Origin of the sequence: Neobacillus pocheonensis, assembly GCF_050477905.1 — a bacterium.
Lineage (GTDB): Bacteria > Bacillota > Bacilli > Bacillales > Cytobacillaceae > Neobacillus > Neobacillus pocheonensis_A.
Map to the genome: position 1 here is coordinate 43,657 of NZ_JBCNAD010000008.1, position 15,506 is coordinate 59,162.

The 15,506-nt window shown below is 37.3% G+C and carries 15 protein-coding genes and 1 riboswitch; of the genes, 13 read left to right on the forward strand and 2 right to left on the reverse strand.

Going from position 1 to position 15,506, the window contains the following annotated elements; genetic code table 11:
* The first annotated feature begins 106 nt into the window (after window positions 1-106).
* Entirely contained in the window at window positions 107-1,072 is a 966-nt protein-coding gene (locus ABES02_RS04705; RefSeq protein WP_430131426.1) for a quinone oxidoreductase family protein, read from the forward strand.
* Window positions 1,073-1,154: 82 nt separating this feature from the next.
* On the opposite strand, the gene dapA is transcribed toward ABES02_RS04705, so the two are convergent.
* Window positions 1,155-2,036, reverse strand: coding sequence for a 4-hydroxy-tetrahydrodipicolinate synthase (gene dapA / locus ABES02_RS04710; protein WP_430131428.1), 882 nt, complete (start codon window positions 2,034-2,036; stop codon window positions 1,155-1,157).
* Window positions 2,037-2,164: 128 nt separating this feature from the next.
* Window positions 2,165-2,345: riboswitch (Lysine riboswitch) on the reverse strand.
* A 177-nt stretch (window positions 2,346-2,522) separates the two neighbouring features.
* Between dapA and ABES02_RS04715 the strand changes: the two genes are divergently transcribed.
* From ABES02_RS04715 to hpt, 4 genes are read left to right on the forward strand one after another with little or no spacing between them, the layout of a single operon-like run.
* A complete protein-coding gene (locus ABES02_RS04715; RefSeq protein ID WP_430132361.1) occupies window positions 2,523-3,608 on the forward strand; it encodes a GerAB/ArcD/ProY family transporter in 1,086 nt (361 codons plus the stop codon).
* Complete coding sequence (locus tag ABES02_RS04720; RefSeq protein WP_430131431.1) at window positions 3,574-5,034, forward strand: spore germination protein; 1,461 nt, start codon at window positions 3,574-3,576, stop codon at window positions 5,032-5,034. The genes ABES02_RS04715 and ABES02_RS04720 overlap by 35 nt, the downstream gene beginning before the upstream one ends.
* On the forward strand, window positions 5,031-6,185 hold the full coding sequence (locus ABES02_RS04725; protein WP_430131434.1) for a Ger(x)C family spore germination protein: 1,155 nt from the start codon (window positions 5,031-5,033) through the stop codon (window positions 6,183-6,185). Before ABES02_RS04720 ends, ABES02_RS04725 begins: the two co-directional genes overlap by 4 nt.
* Before the next feature lie 25 nt (window positions 6,186-6,210).
* Window positions 6,211-6,738, forward strand: a complete 528-nt coding sequence (gene hpt, locus ABES02_RS04730) for a hypoxanthine phosphoribosyltransferase (RefSeq protein WP_430131437.1) — start codon at window positions 6,211-6,213, stop codon at window positions 6,736-6,738.
* Window positions 6,739-6,798: 60 nt separating this feature from the next.
* On the opposite strand, the gene ABES02_RS04735 is transcribed toward hpt, so the two are convergent.
* Window positions 6,799-7,620, reverse strand: coding sequence for an HAD family hydrolase (locus ABES02_RS04735; protein WP_430131440.1), 822 nt, complete (start codon window positions 7,618-7,620; stop codon window positions 6,799-6,801).
* A 310-nt stretch (window positions 7,621-7,930) separates the two neighbouring features.
* Between ABES02_RS04735 and ABES02_RS04740 the strand changes: the two genes are divergently transcribed.
* The 8 genes from ABES02_RS04740 to ABES02_RS04775 all read left to right on the forward strand — a co-directional run bounded on the left by ABES02_RS04740 (window position 7,931) and on the right by ABES02_RS04775 (window position 15,431).
* On the forward strand, window positions 7,931-8,863 hold the full coding sequence (locus ABES02_RS04740; RefSeq protein WP_430131443.1) for a D-2-hydroxyacid dehydrogenase: 933 nt from the start codon (window positions 7,931-7,933) through the stop codon (window positions 8,861-8,863).
* Between the two features lie 109 nt (window positions 8,864-8,972).
* On the forward strand, window positions 8,973-9,098 hold the full coding sequence (locus ABES02_RS04745) for a hypothetical protein (protein ID WP_430131445.1): 126 nt from the start codon (window positions 8,973-8,975) through the stop codon (window positions 9,096-9,098).
* Window positions 9,099-9,510: 412 nt separating this feature from the next.
* Window positions 9,511-10,704, forward strand: a complete 1,194-nt coding sequence (locus tag ABES02_RS04750) for a glucose-1-phosphate adenylyltransferase (RefSeq protein WP_430131448.1) — start codon at window positions 9,511-9,513, stop codon at window positions 10,702-10,704.
* 129 nt (window positions 10,705-10,833) lie between these two features.
* Window positions 10,834-11,733 (forward strand): formyltetrahydrofolate deformylase, encoded by a 900-nt coding sequence (gene purU / locus ABES02_RS04755; protein WP_430131451.1) that lies wholly within the window; start codon window positions 10,834-10,836, stop codon window positions 11,731-11,733.
* A gap of 218 nt (window positions 11,734-11,951) precedes the next feature.
* Window positions 11,952-12,314, forward strand: coding sequence for a DUF3147 family protein (locus tag ABES02_RS04760; RefSeq protein ID WP_430131454.1), 363 nt, complete (start codon window positions 11,952-11,954; stop codon window positions 12,312-12,314).
* A gap of 15 nt (window positions 12,315-12,329) precedes the next feature.
* On the forward strand, window positions 12,330-12,740 hold the full coding sequence (locus tag ABES02_RS04765) for a DUF3147 family protein (RefSeq protein WP_430131457.1): 411 nt from the start codon (window positions 12,330-12,332) through the stop codon (window positions 12,738-12,740).
* Between the two features lie 157 nt (window positions 12,741-12,897).
* Window positions 12,898-14,172 carry a serine dehydratase subunit alpha family protein gene (locus ABES02_RS04770; RefSeq protein ID WP_430131460.1) on the forward strand — a complete coding sequence of 425 codons (1,275 nt, stop codon included), beginning with the start codon at window positions 12,898-12,900 and terminating at the stop codon, window positions 14,170-14,172.
* A 116-nt stretch (window positions 14,173-14,288) separates the two neighbouring features.
* The gene (locus tag ABES02_RS04775) at window positions 14,289-15,431 is read left to right on the forward strand and encodes a hypothetical protein (RefSeq protein ID WP_430131463.1); all 1,143 of its coding nucleotides are present in this window, start codon (window positions 14,289-14,291) and stop codon (window positions 15,429-15,431) included.
* Window positions 15,432-15,506: the final 75 nt, after the last annotated feature.

The following is a 15,506-nucleotide window of genomic DNA, read 5'->3' on the forward strand; positions in this document are numbered from 1 at the left end:
CCTTTTTTGTAAAATTTGAATTAAAACCGTTTATTTGCATTTCTTTATTCACTACTATTTAATATAAAACGTATCGAAAAAAATTATTAAAGTTGAGGTCATACAATTGAAAGCACTAGTATTCAATAAATTTGGCGGGCCAGAAGTATTAGAGTATCGAGAAATTTCAGCACCAACAATCAGACCTGATGAAATACTTGTTAGAATGAAAGCGATCGGCTTAAATTTTGCTGATATTTATCGAAGAAAAGGTAACTATCATCTTGCTGGAGAACCTCCGTATATTCTAGGGTATGAAGGAGCAGGTATAGTTGAAAAGACAGGGGAAAATGTGAAGGGGATTGAAGTAGGTGAGCGAATTGCCTTTGCCGATGTAGCTTACGCGAATGCAGAGTTAGTAGCCGTTCCTTTAGATAAGACTATTCCAGTCCCTGAAACCATTTCGTATAATGAAGCGGCATCCGTATTATTACAGGGGTTAACCGCACATTATCTAACGCGGGACAGCTATTCTATTAAAAAGAATGACATTGTTTTAGTACATGCTGCTGCAGGCGGTGTAGGGCAGCTTCTTATACAAATAGTTAAACTGCTCGGTGGAAGGGTGATCGGCTTAACTTCTTCACCCGAAAAAGCCGCCGCAGCCAAAGATGCTGGAGCGGACTTTGTTTTTCTTTATGATGAGGACTGGAAAACGAGAGTGCTGGAAGCTACGAATCGTAGGGGCGTCGATGTTGTTTATGAATCCGTCGGTTCCACACTTCAAGATAGCTTTGCGGCAACTCGTATTGGTGGTACTGTTGTATTTTACGGAATGGCTGGCGGCGATCCGGCCCCAGTAGACCCAAGAATGCTGATGGATACGTCAAAAACGCTGACTGGCGGAGATTTATGGAATGTCTTAACATCCCATGAAGAAAGAGCTGCTCGTTCAAACGAATTGTTTCGCTGGATGGAAGAAGGAAAAGTTACGGTAGCGGAACCAAAGGTTTTTGCATTAAGTGATGGGCAGGATGCGCATCGTTATTTGGAGAGCCGAAAGAGTACCGGGAAAATTTTATTAATTCCATAAGATTGCCGACAAAAAACGATATGAAAAACAAAAAAGGGGCAGCCAATCATCCGAATTGGCTGCCCTTTTGAATCTGTATTCATTATGCCTCTATTTTGCTGCCTGGTAATACTTGTTGTAGTGCCGTTAGCTCTTTATCATTTAGAGCAACAAGCGGTAACCGGACCCCACCAACCTTAACCCCACTCAAATTTAGGGCCGCTTTTACAGGCGTTGGGTTTGGAGCCGCAAATAATGCTTTCATGATTGGGAGTAGCTGACGATGAGCCGCTGCCGCTTCTTGGACACGGCCATTTTTAAAGTTATTGACCATGTCTTGCATTTCGTTACCAATAATATGAGAGGCCACAGAAACAACTCCAGCGCCGCCGATAGCTAAAACAGGTATCGTTAAACCATCATCTCCACTATATAACGTAAAATCACTCGGTGTTTGGTTGATTATTTCTGCCATCGCATCTAAATTGCCGCTCGCTTCTTTAATGGCGACAATATTATCAATCGCTGAAAGACGAACGATTGTTTCGACAGACATGTTCACGACACTTCGTCCAGGGATGTTATATAGCATGACGGGTAAGGATGTGGATTCGGCAATAGCTTTAAAGTGGTGATACATTCCCTCTTGAGAAGGTTTGTTATAATATGGAGCAACAAGCATGATGCCATCTACACCAGCTTCTACTGCAAGTTTAGTCAAACTGATTGAAGCTCTGGTGTTATTGGAGCCGGTACCTGCGATTACAGGAATTCTGCCGCCTACAACATCAACCACAAATTTAAATAACTCTATCTTTTCCTCTGTTGTTAGAGTAGGAGACTCTCCAGTTGTTCCAGCCACGACTAATCCATCCGTACCATTGGCAATCAAATAATTAACTAAATTCTTCGTCTCGTTATAATCTACATCACCATTTTGATCAAATGGTGTCACCATAGCGGTTAAAACTTGGCCAAAATTCATTATTCTCACCCTTTAGATAATTTTTTTAAAATTAGAGGGAGTTTAGGCCGTTCAAAAATCTACGCAAAAAAGCAGCAACGAGGCAATCCCGTTACTGCAGTAGAAACATACATAAAACAAGTTCCTATGCGTGAGATAGCCCTCCATATAGTTTCCTATATGACAGTTCTGTATTTCTTCAATAGCAGAACCAGCTTCAAGACAAATGAGCATCTTGGAAGCTTCGGCAAATTCCCCTTTTCACAATCTTCACAGGACCTCATCATCCTCTAATTGTGTAGTAATGGTCTTTGCGCCTCTATCCTCACTTCAAAAGGTTTGAAGTAAGAAAATATTTAATTGATTGTAATATAACAGAAACGACCCTTTGTTTCAAGGGAATTTGGATATTTTTTAATAAAACAACAAAACATATCAATAAAATGAAAAAATTCGGTGATCTAATTGAAAAGTTTAGTAAAAATCCTAATCCCCAGACAATTATTCTTGCTCTTGATTCTATCGACGGGATTACTTAATCATGTTCTTCTTATACCCAATTTACTAACTGCGGCAGGAAGAGATAGTTGGTTATGTGTCATTATTGCATATCCGATAGCACTTCTATTTTTGTGGCCTATTTTTTTTATTATAAAAAATAGCCCAGATGAAGGTTTTTTTACCATGATTAGGAACCGTCTTGGCCGTACTGTCTCGATCATATTTTCAATTCCAGTGATGGTGTTTCTGCTGGCCAGTTCATATGTAACGTTTCGGGATTTAATGATTTGGCTGAAAGCCTACTTTCTAGCTGATACTCCTGTTTTTATGATTAATATTATCCTGATTGTTGTTTGTTTTTTCATCACGCTGGCTGGCGTCAAAGCAATGGCGATTTCAAGCGGTTTATTGCTGCCGCTTGTAATCTTATTTGGATTCTTTATTGCGATAACCAACACAAGTTTAAAGGATCCGAGTTTTTTATTTCCCTTATTAGCAAACGGATTTTCTCCTCTTCTAAAAGGGTTGATTTACGTTTTTTCTGGACTTCTTGAGATTTACATCGTTGTTTTGCTGCAGCCCTTTTCACAGGAACCGGTTAAATTTAGGCAATTGTTTATTTTATTGACGATCTTAACGGGTTTAATCTTTGGACCGTTGTCTGCATCCATCATGGAGTTTGGCCCAAGGGAAGCAGTCAACTTTCGTTATCCTGCTTATGAGCAGTGGCGGGTATTAAGCATAGGCAGGTATATCTCACATTTAGATTTCTTTGCCCTATATCAATGGCTTAGCGGAGGGCTAATTCGAATTGGTTTGTTTATGTATCTATTAGGGACATTTATTACAAGTAAAAAAAAGCATTACAAACTGAACCCAATCCTTGTTGGCATTTTGTATCTCTTATTATTCGGACTGATGTCGATTAAAGTAGAGACTTATTATTTCTATGGGGCTATTTATGATTATTTTTTGCCGGTTTGCATGATATTTTTCCTGATTCAAATCCTGTTATCAGCATTGATTCTGGCAGTACTAAAGAAAAGGGATGAACAACATGGAAAAAATAAGGAGCTCGAATCATCTTCGTAGGGGAGAACTTAAAGAAAAAGCGGAAAATTTAAAATTACAATTTAACAGAAGTCAAGACCTATTATGTAAAGAGCATCATACAGAAACGGAATCTTTTGAAATCATTTATTTTGAAAGCTTAATCGATAGACATTATTTAGATCAATATATTTTACCCAAACTTGGAGTTCATAGCGGAGACTTTGCCATTGATAAGCTCAAATCGTTCTTTCAAGCTCTTGAAGTTTCTGACCATTCTTTAGAGGATTTATCCAATTTACTTTTTGACGGAAACGTCTTATTTTTATTTAGAAGTTCGTTATTAAGTATTAATGCATGTTATTTAGCTAAACGTACACCAGAGGAATCAGCGCTTGAAACCTCCATTAGAGGTCCAAAGGATGGTTTTGTCGAGGATATTTGGACTAATATCTCCTTAATCCGAAGAAGGCTCCATACTCCCTCATTATGTATAGAGAAATATACAATAGGAAAAAGAAGCAGAACAAAAGTTATTTTGATGTATATGGAAGATTTAATTGATCAGAGAATTTTGGATGAAATCCATAAACGATTAGAAAAAGTGAACCTGGATATCTTAACCAGTATTTATGAACTTGAATCGTCAATCCGTGACAGACCATTTTCTATTTTCCCGAGTACAGACTACTCTGGAAGGCCAGATTTTATTGTTCAAGCCTTGAATCAGGGCCGTTTTGCTCTCATGGTTGATGGAAATCCAACTGTCTCCTATGCACCAGTGAATTTATTATTGCAGACCAAATCACCAGAGGATAATTACCTCAATTATGCTTTTGTGACAATCGAAAGAATATTAAGGATGTTAGGATTGATCACTTCCGCTTTTTTACCGGGATTATGGATCGCCTTTACAGCCTTTAACGTGGAACAGATTCCGTATTTACTTGTTGCGACCATTTCAGTCTCTCGTTTTGGGCTGCCTTTATCATCACCTTTAGAAATGTTCATTGTTCTGTTTTTGTTTGAACTGTTCAATGAAGCAGGGCTTCGGCTGCCAAGAGCGATTGGGCAAACGGTTGCCGTGTTAGGAGGATTAATCGTTGGGGATGCGGCGATTCGAGCCGGCTTAACGTCTCCAACGATGCTGGTAGTCGCTGCCATTACCTACATATCATCTTTTACTTTAGTGAATCAATTTTTAAGCACAGCTATTACCATTTTAAGGTTCTTCATTATTTTGTTAAGTACATTTTTGGGGTTATTTGGAGTTATTATTGGTTTGATTTTAACGATTTTTTACTTTTCCACTCTTACTTCATTTGGAGAACCATACCTAGGTTCTCTTGCACCCATTAAACTAAAAGAAATGATTAAGTCATTCATAATGGCACCTCGTCAGTTTTATAAAACGAGAACAACAACAACAAGTGCAGATGATCCTACACGAGGTGGGAATCCATCATGAGAAAGTTGTGGATTGTTTCTATTTTCTCTTGCTGTCTAGTGCTTAATGGCTGTTCAGGGATGAAAAATATTCAGGATTTAACCTATATTGTGGGTCTTGGCATGGATTATGATGTAGAAAAAGAGGAGTATACCGCCTATCTTCAAGCATTGAATTTTGCTAGTGTGGCAAAGACAGAAGGAGGACGACCGACTGAACCGATTCCGATTTTTGTCGCTTCGGCAAAGGGAGAAACGCTTAATTTAGCAGTAAGCCAACTCTATAAAAAGTCGGAACCTCCATTGTTTTTTGGACACACCGTCACTCTTGTATTAAGCGAAAATATGATTGCTGATCATATTGATAAAGTTATCGAGGAAGTAGGAAGAAATCGTTCGCTTCGCCACACCTTAAGAGTGGTCACAACAAAGGAAAATATTAAAAATGTTTTTAAAACGAAGGCATTATTTGAATATCCTGCTGTATACACGATCCTTTATAAAAAAAGTGGCAACGAGTTGTACCAGGATGCAATAAAGCCTATGACGTTAATGCAATTTTTAAGAGACTTTTATGAGCCAATGGGCGCAGCAAAAATACCAATTGTGAAAATCGATAAAGGGAGTTGGACGGCTGGCAAAAAGTATCCGATTTTATATTTTGATGGATACATGATTTTTCAGCAGCAAAAGTTTATAAAAGAGTTCAAATTTAAAGATGCTGTATTTATGAATTGGTTATTAGAAAAGAACGTTTCATTTACTCAAAAAGTGCAAGATGAGGGAAAGCTAGTTTCAGCCTTAAAGCTGGCGTCTCCAAAAATGAAAGTAAAATACAAGAAAGGTTCTGCAGTTCCAAAGTTTTCAATCGAAATTTCCGTACAGGCAGATTTGCTCGAAAAAGTGGAAGATATACCTTTAATGAGATTAAAAAAATTGGTCAACAAGGAAATTGAAAAGAAGGTGACGTCCCTTTATAATAATGGAGTTGAAAATGAGACAGATTTATTAAACATCGGTGATAAATGGTACAGGAAACACCCGAAATATTATAGAAATCTGCAAAAAACGAATAACTTTTATTTAAATAAGGACTCTTTAACTAACGTTAAGGTGGATGTGCAAATATTTCATTATAATGCCTATAAATATTTTCAAAAAAGCGACTTTTAGAATATAGGAAGGAAGTGCAGAAATTGTGGCGTATAAAATTAAAGACACGATGATTTCAGAACTAAAAATTAAGCAAAGAGTGAAAGAAATCGCAGAGGAGATTGAAAAGGATTTTAATCATGAACCCATTATCTTAATCATAGTTTTGAAAGGTTCATTTGTCTTTGCCGCCGATCTGATCCGCGAAATGAAAGAGGATATTAAAGTCGATTTTATCTCAGTTTCCAGCTATGGTGACGAAACGGAAACCTCAGGAAAGGTGAGGCTTTTAAAGGATCTGGATGCGAATATAACGAATCAGAATGTAGTCGTAGTGGAGGATATTATTGATAGCGGATTAACGCTTAACTTCCTCAGCGAGCATTTGAAAACACATAAACCAAAGCAAATTAAAATCTGCACACTGTTAGATAAGCCTGAGCGAAGAAAAGTAGATCTGCCAGTTGATTATGTCGGTTTTGTCATTCCCGATGAATTCATTGTTGGCTATGGAATTGATTATGCTCAGATGTATCGGAATTTACCTTATATTGCAACAGTGGAAGAATGTTAGCACCACTGTAAGGAAAAGCCTCCACTTCGGATAAAAGTGAAGGCTTTATCTATTTTTAATTTACCGAACTTCCTCGATTGGTTTTAACAATGGCAGTAGGTGACGAACAGCATAGGCAAAACCATCTTCGTCATTGGTCTTTGTGATAAGATCCGCTTGTTGTTGAATATGAAAGGGGGCGTTCCCCATTGCAACAGAAATATCGGCCACTTCAAATTGAGCGAGGTCATTGCCACCGTCACCAAACGCGATGATTTCCTCAAAGGAAAGATTCATCATTTTTTGGTAACGCAATAATGCCTTCCCTTTATGAGCTTCACTAGAGGTAATTTCTACATTATTCGGAAATGAGGATGCCATGGAAATATCGAATTTACCTGCTAATACTTCTTTTACAATTTCTACTTTTTCAAGTTGATCATAGTGGGTTAAAGCGATAAGTTTATAGATTTTAAGATTGTCTTTCTCCAAGATTTCATCATAATTAAATTCTTGAAAAAGTGTATCCAATTCTGCTTTCGTTTTACCATGTAACGGTGGAAGTGTAGATGGAAAGCCGCCATAATTAGTATAAATGAGAATTCCCACTCCTAACCCCTTTAATATCGAAAAGATTTCCTGATAATCTTCCTGTGATATAGTGGCCTCAAATAACAATTCCCTATTGCTGGAATATAAATTTGAGCCATTGATACAAAAAATAGGAACCTCCAAATTTTGCACAGCTTTTAATTTGATTACATCAGCATATGCCCGACCTGTGTTCAAAATAATACTATGGCCAAGTTCATGTAACTCGTTTAAAGCCTTCACATTAGCATCGGAAATTTCATGTTCAGAATTTAACAAAGTACCATCTAAATCAATTGATAAACATTTCATTGTCATATAAATTCCTTTCCATTCATTCTTAAAGACTACTATACCAGATAAACAAGCTAAGTAGATTGTCAATTTTTGTTTATGGCTCTGTTAAACGATATTGTTGTTTTTCAAACTCTTTTGATTGGAGCGGAAGACGCTCGACTCCTGCGGGAGTACGGGACTGGGGAGACTCCACAGGCGCAATAGCGCCGAGGAGGCTCCCCGGCACGCCCGCGGAAAGCGAGCGTCTGGAGCGGAAATCAACAGCCAAATTTAACAGTGCCTTGTTTATAATAATGGTACAATACAAAAAAAGAGGTGAGAGAGAATGATGATAGAACATATACTCGTTGTCAGCCCTATGTACAAGGAACTGAAGACCATATTAGAAAAAGAAAAACTACATAACCTTTTTCGCTTTTTACCAGAAGCAGTGTTAACCCAAGAGGATTTAGGATGGGCAGATGCTTTGGTTTCTTTTAATTTAAAAGCAGAATATGATTACAGTCATGTAAAATGGGTTCACTCCCTAGGTGCCGGTGTTGACCGATTTTTATTTAAAAAAAACTGGAATGAAGAGGTTTTATTAACCAGAACAGTTTGTTCGTTTGGACAAAGAATTGCCGAGTATTGTTTAAGCTATATCTTAAAAGATTTGCAGTTTCACGACCAATTTCAAGATTTAAAACGGCAAAAAAGTTGGCAGCCGAAAATTCCCAAATTATTAAATGAGCAAAAAGTGATGATTTTTGGAACCGGTGAAATTGGCCAAACAGCAGCAAAAATTTTTTCAATCCTAGGCATGGAAGTTTACGGGGTTTCATTAAGTGGAAACGAAAAAAAATATTTCAAAGAGGTCTTAACAGATGGCACCCAGTTTTCACGATTAAAAGAAATGAATTATATCATCAATACCTTGCCGTTGACGGAATTGACTTCTTACTTCTTTGATGAACGTGTTTTTAAACATTTAACCAATGCTGGCTTTATAAATGTCGGAAGAGGGGCATCACTTGATGAAACAGCGTTGTTGGAGGCAATAAATAAAAAACAGGTCAGATTTGCGGTCCTAGATGTCTTTGCTGAGGAGCCGTTACCTTTGGATAATCCATTATGGAATCATCCAAAGGTGTATATCACCCCGCATATATCGGCTGTTACCACACCTGAGGAAGGAATGGCCTGCTTTTTAGAAACGCTAAAAAATCTTGAAGAAAATAACCCCCTTCATAATCAAGTAGATATAAAAAGAGGTTATTAAAAAATCTGCTGACTGAAATTAGAATTATATGGTTGTCCTATACGAAAAGAACCGTATCTTCATATAATATTTTTACAATTATTTATTATTTTATATGGAGGTGAAAATAATGGACGATCAAGAACCAGACCAATTCCAGTATGAAGAAATAGAACCAATTGGGTTTGCAGCAAATTCTATTTTTTTTGTTATGTCCATTATCATTATTGCAATCGATTTAGTGGTGGGTAAGTAGGAATCTTATCATACAATTAGCTCCAGCACCTTAAAGGGCTGGAGCTTTTGCTAAGAAAATTAAGTTCATATACCGGAACTAACTGAGATGTTCCTTAGCAGGGATTGGAGTGTCAGCGGTCGCTGTAGTTGTAGCTTTCATTGTAATGTTTATAAGTTAGGATTCTTCAAAAGGGCTTACAATAGATAGGCCCTTTTTTTATTCATTTGCTTATTTCCCTAATGATCCGACAATTGTAGCCATTTCTAGCGTTTTTAACCTCCAGACATGTCGATGGAAAAACTGGAAACTTTCACAAGGCTGTAACAAGTACTCCGAGAAAATCGCTAAATTCGGGGATAATAGAAGTAGAAAGAAAATTTAAAAAACAAAAACCAATTGCATATTGAATTTACAAAAGAGGTGGAGGGAAATGGAAAAAAAGAAGTGGATTGCGATGCTTTTGGCAGGTGGAAGGGGAACGAGATTAGAGCAGTTAACCAACAACATCGTTAAACCGGCAGTTCCGTTTGGTGGAAAATACCGGATCATTGATTTTGCCTTGAGTAACTGTAAAAATTCAGGAATCGAAACAATCGGCATCTTAACACAATATCGCCCGCTTATCTTACATTCGCATTTAGGGAACAGTCAGCTTTGGAATTTGTATGACAGGGATGGCGGTTTAACGATTCTTCCTCCATATCAAAGAAATGATACCGGAATTGATTGGTATGAAGGCACCTCTCATGCAGTGTTTCAAAATATTGAATTTATTGATCAATACAACCCAGAGTATGTGGTTATTCTATCAGGCGATCAAGTTTATAAAATGGATTATTCGTTGATGCTTGAACAACATATGACCACAAATTCGGATTGTACCATTGCCGTTGTCGAGGTCCCATGGGAAGATGCCCGTCGCTTCGGACTTATCAAGATTAATAAGCCAACAAATAAAATCATGGATTTTGAGGAAAAACCGCTGCAACCTTCATCGAATTTAGCGTCGATGGGTATTTATATTTTTAATTGGCGGATTTTAAAAGAGTATTTGATACAGGATGAGCAAAAAGAATGTTCCCATAGAGATTTTGCCAAAGATATTATTCCTTCTATGCTTTCAGATGGATTGCAGTTATTTGTATACCATTTCCATAACTATTGGAAGGACGTAGGAACGGTGTATAGCTATTGGCAAGCTAACCTTGATCTTTTAAATAAAGAAAATAACATTTTCTTGCAAAATCCTGATTGGAAAATCTATACGGTCGAAAAAAATGCCCCACCTTTATATTTAGCAAAGAGTGCAAAGGTATATCATAGTATTTTAAGCGAAGGCTGTGAACTCGAAGGAACAATTGAGAAGTCTGTCCTATTTAGCGGGGTAAAAGTAGCAAAAGGCGCCTCCATAAAAAACTCCGTCATATTACCAGGAACAATAGTGGAGGAAAACGTCTGGATTGAAAATGCTGTAATTGGGAGCAATAGCTTTATTAAAAATGGTGTTATTATCGTCTCTAAGTCACCGGAGGAGCAATTAATGGTGGTTGGCAATTATCAAACAGTTGATCCAACAATTGAATCAAAAAAACTATTTTCAAGTAAAAAATCTGTTATGTCGTGAGTATACTTTGTAAATTACAATCTAACATAATTATATTATGTAAACCGTGTAATTAATTTAGAAAATTCTTAACAAGAAAGGATCCCTAATGTATAATATGTTTCATTAATTACTAGAAAGGTAAATATTATGAACGCATATTTTAAAGATCAAATTACACAGTTTAAACAGCAGAATCAAAATCGCGGACGACTTTTAGTCAGCTGCCCTGATCAACCGGGGATTGTTTCTGCGATCTCGAATTTTTTATTTTATTATAATGCTAATATCATTGAGTCCAGTCAGTATTCAACCAATCCTGAGGGTGGGGTTTTTTTCATCCGTATAGAGTTTGAATGCCCATTATTAAAAGAAAAAGCGGCTGAAATGAAACAAAAGTTTACAGAAATTGCTGCCAAGTTTTCCATGGAATGGAGCTTAACTCCTGTTTATAAAGTGAAAAAAGCAGCTATTTTTGTATCAAAAGAACTACACTGTTTACAGGAGCTATTATGGGAATGGCAAAGTGGCGATCTAATGACAGAAATTGCTTTAGTAATTGGGAACCATGAAGAGGCAAGAGATGTGGTAGAAGGCCTTAATATTCCATTTTATTATATTCCAGCGAACAAAGAAATTCGTGAGCAGGTGGAAGAAAAACAGCTGCAGTTGCTCCAGGATTATGAAGTAGATGTCATTGTTTTAGCGCGCTATATGCAAATTTTAACCTCGAGATTTGTGGCAGCGAATCCCAATAAAATTATTAATATCCATCATTCTTTCTTGCCTGCCTTTATTGGAGCAAGACCGTATGAACGGGCATACGACCGTGGAGTTAAATTAATCGGAGCCACTTCTCATTATGTGACCAATGATTTGGATGAAGGTCCAATTATTGAACAGGATATTGCTCGAGTCGACCACCGTGCCAACGTCGACACTCTTAAGAAAATTGGCCGCTCCATCGAACGTAGTGTTTTGGCACGGGCTGTAAAGTGGCATATAGAGGACCGGATTATTGTTCATCAAAATAAAACGATTGTATTCTAAAATAGGAAAGGTCTTTGTCTTTAAACTAATTGAGGCAAAGGCCTTTTTAATTTTTTTTTTTGATAGCGCTTTAAAAATGTTAAAGAATTGTTCACTTCTGAAGGAGAAATAAAGGAGTAAAATGAACATATGATAATAAATTGTGAAGAGATTCACAAATACAAATATCTCATTTGACTGAGCAGACAGCCCAGAATGATGAGCAGAGGTGATCAGCAATGGCTGGACTTTCTATTAGTGCGTTGTTAATTAGATTTCTTTTAGGGGGGCTCGCAGTAGTAGCTTCCACAATTGTCGCGAGAAGATTAGGTGAAAAGGCAGGAGGAATATTCGCTGCATTCCCTGCGGTCTTTTTAGCGGCCTTATTAACTGCAGGTATAGATTTAAAAGGTGAAGAATTAGTTTCCCAATCGATCATGCTATCCAAAGGTGCCATTGTCGGGATGGGAATCAATATATTTGTGGCTATCCTTGCCGGGTACCTGTTAAAAAAACACGGGTGGAAAATGGGACTGATTCAAGCACTAGGATGTTGGTTGGTTATGTCAGTAGTGGTTGTTGTCATCACGGCTTCACATTAAGAAAGGGTGTTACACATGAATAAAGATTTACTTTTACGTTTCCTATTAGGCGGCACAGCCGTCATGGCTAGCTATTTGATTATAGTGATTTCGCCTTGGGAAATCCTCGGAGGAATCTTTGCAGCATTTCCAGCTGTAATGATTACTGCCGTATTAATGGCAGGAATTTCTTCTGGAACCAAAAATGCGGCAAAAATTGCAAATGGATCCGTTTATGGAATGATTGGCGGAGTAATTTGTGCAACCACGGTTTTACTGTTTTTAAAACTTAGTCATAATTGGACGTTAAGCATGATTGTGGGCCTTCTTTTCTGGCTTGGCAGCTCGGTAATGGTGTCATCCTTAAGGGAGCGGCTAAAGGGCATCAAAATCAAACGCGGTAGTTTGATCATGGTATCGGAATCACGGTTAAGGCATCATAAATAAAATTCAGTTCTCTATATTCTTGCCAATTTATGTCCTCATGACGTCCACATGAGGACTATTTTTTATGTTTCTAATTGGAAGAAAATGAACAAAAAACCAAAGTCCTATTATGATAAAATGAAAGAAAAAGGTCTTTCATCTGGGGGGGACATGACAAGTGGGGAAGCACAAAATATTAGCTGTTTTAAAGAAAGAGTTAGTAATCGCCCTTGGGTGTACGGAACCGGTAGCAATTGCTTTAGCTGCGGCAACCGCTAGAAGCTATGCGAACGGTCAAATTCAAGCAATAATGGTAAAAGCGAGTGGAAATATCATTAAAAATGCAAAATCCGTTGGGATTCCAGGGATGACGGCAAAAGGTCTTGAGTTTGCAGCAGCATTGGGAGCAGTGGCGGGTGATGCAAATAAAAAGTTAGAAATTTTAGAAGGTCTTACATTGGATGATGAACAGTCAGCATTATTACTCATAGAAAAAGGAATTGTATCTGCTGGCCAAGCCGATACTCCCAAAAGACTTTATATTGAAGTTATAATAGAAACAGATCAGCAAACTGCAAAAGTGGTTATTTCTGATAATCATAGTAATATTACTTTAATCGAGGTAGATGGGAAAGCCGTGTTCCTAGGAGGATGTGAGAATATCGGCATCCAAACGGATGATGAAGAATTAGAAGCACTTACTATTGATGAAATTTATGATTGGGTGTTAACAACGGACGTAAACGACCTATTTCTAGTAAAAAAGAGTATCGATTTGAATCGTTTTATTGGCATAGAAGGACTTTCCGGGGACTATGGATTAAAAGTGGGTAAAACAATACAAGAAAATGTAAAAAAAGGCATTCTTTCGGACGATATTGCTACTGCCGCCATGTCATTAGCAGCCGCCGGCTCAGATGCCAGAATGGCAGGTTCAACCCTACCAGTGATGGCGAATACCGGGAGTGGAAATCAGGGAATTGCTGTAACACTTCCCGTTGTTGCCGCTGCTGAAAAGCTGCAAGTATCCGAAGAAAAAATGATTCGAGCGGTTGCACTTAGCCATTTAATTACCATTCATATCAAATCAAAATTTGGCCGCCTTTCTGCCTTATGTGGTGTAACTGCTGCGGGAATGGGTGCGAGTGGTGCGATTGTGTATTTACTTAATGGGGGACTTCAGCAAGTTAAAGCAGCGATTCAAAATACGATCGGTAACGTATCAGGAATGATTTGTGACGGGGCCAAGGCAGGCTGTGCGATGAAAGTCTCGACCTGTTCAAATGTTGCTGTCCAATCGGCACTGTTAGCGCTAAACCATCAAGAGATACAATCGACCGACGGGTTTATTCATGATGATGTAGAAAAGAGTATCGAAAGTTTCTGCAAACTTGGAAATGAAGGTACACGCCAAACAGATGAACTCATTTTAAAATTAATGATGGAAAAATAGAAGGTTAGCCATTTGGTTAACCTTTTTTTATCTGAAAAATGGAACATTTTAGAGGTTTAGATAAAATTTTGTTGAAATTGTAAAGAGGATAAAATTTTATTGGAGGGGTGGGCAATTTGGAAGATATTCAATATGCTTTTTTGGACGAATTGGGCGATTATAGTTTTGCATTTGATCACATGAATGTTTCAACCCACTTTTTAATCGTTGCCATTCTGGTAAAAGGTTCAAATAAAGTGTTACTTGAAACGGAATTGGAAAAGCTAAAACCCTTTATGAATGATGATAATCAAACTTTAGAAATATTAAACAGCCTAAAAGATCTACCATTCAGTATATATGCCTATGTAATTGATAAAAGAAAAATAAGAGAAGATTTCGGTATTATGCATAAAACACCATTTTTTAAATATTTAAATAGAATGGTTCATGAAGATTTAAATAGAACTTTTGATCAGCTTGATTTAGTTGCAGACGACCAAGAAACGAAACCTTTTTTGAGAGAATTTAAAAATTACATCCGGTCAAACAGTATTCCGGACTTATTCAATTATTCCACCTTTGGATTCAATAACAGTCAGTCCGATATCATACTTCAATTAGCAAACCAAATCGCGTCAGCCCTTTCAAAAGGGTATGATCGTACCCATTTTTCTGGACTGTACCGTTCTTATTTAAAAATCTTCAAAAACAAAATAGCTGCCATTAATTTATTACCCCGTGACTACAGAAACTTTCTTCATGATTACACTTCAGACAACTATGGCTCCAAACACGACGAGATCATTATTAGACAAGCTGTAAATCTAACTTATAAGTATATCGATAAACATCAAAAAACTGAAGAGGATGATGAAAGGCTCCGCATTGATTTTCTCAAGTTTCTATTATTTAATTTGAAAGAAAATCCTGATGAATACGTGTATACGGAAGAAATTTTAGAAAATCTTAATGCTATTCGAGACTTGAAAATGAATCCACATAACTTTAGATCCAATATTGTTTCAAAGCTTCGAGATAGTGGTCTATTAATTGCCAGCAGCAATAAAGGCTATAAATTACCGGTATGCTTAAATGACCTATATGACTTTGTAAATCTTTCCAGTTTAACCATTCATCCGATGATCCAAAGAATATCTAAGTGCAGAGACCAAATCTTGCATGCTACTAACAACGAAATCGATATCCTTGAACAAAAAGAATATGATTACCTGAAAAAAATCATTGAAATGCAAAAAGTGACCTCAGTACTAGGATAAATTGTTCTTGTTGGATGAATATGGAAAAATATATTATAATCTTGTAAGACTAAACACAGAAAGCAGGTTCAATGA

Bases quoted from the DNA above. Each gene is read 5' to 3' on its own strand.
- dapA (WP_430131428.1), bottom strand. From the start codon at position 2,036: ATGAATTTTGGCCAAGTTTTAACCGCTATGGTGACACCATTTGATCAA.
- ABES02_RS04720 (WP_430131431.1), top strand. From the start codon at position 3,574: ATGGAAAAAATAAGGAGCTCGAATCATCTTCGTAGGGGAGAACTTAAA.
- ABES02_RS04725 (WP_430131434.1), top strand. From the start codon at position 5,031: ATGAGAAAGTTGTGGATTGTTTCTATTTTCTCTTGCTGTCTAGTGCTT.
- ABES02_RS04735 (WP_430131440.1), bottom strand. From the start codon at position 7,620: ATGAAATGTTTATCAATTGATTTAGATGGTACTTTGTTAAATTCTGAA.
- ABES02_RS04740 (WP_430131443.1), top strand. From the start codon at position 7,931: ATGATGATAGAACATATACTCGTTGTCAGCCCTATGTACAAGGAACTG.
- ABES02_RS04745 (WP_430131445.1), top strand. From the start codon at position 8,973: ATGGACGATCAAGAACCAGACCAATTCCAGTATGAAGAAATAGAACCA.
- ABES02_RS04750 (WP_430131448.1), top strand. From the start codon at position 9,511: ATGGAAAAAAAGAAGTGGATTGCGATGCTTTTGGCAGGTGGAAGGGGA.
- purU (WP_430131451.1), top strand. From the start codon at position 10,834: ATGAACGCATATTTTAAAGATCAAATTACACAGTTTAAACAGCAGAAT.
- ABES02_RS04760 (WP_430131454.1), top strand. From the start codon at position 11,952: ATGGCTGGACTTTCTATTAGTGCGTTGTTAATTAGATTTCTTTTAGGG.
- ABES02_RS04765 (WP_430131457.1), top strand. From the start codon at position 12,330: ATGAATAAAGATTTACTTTTACGTTTCCTATTAGGCGGCACAGCCGTC.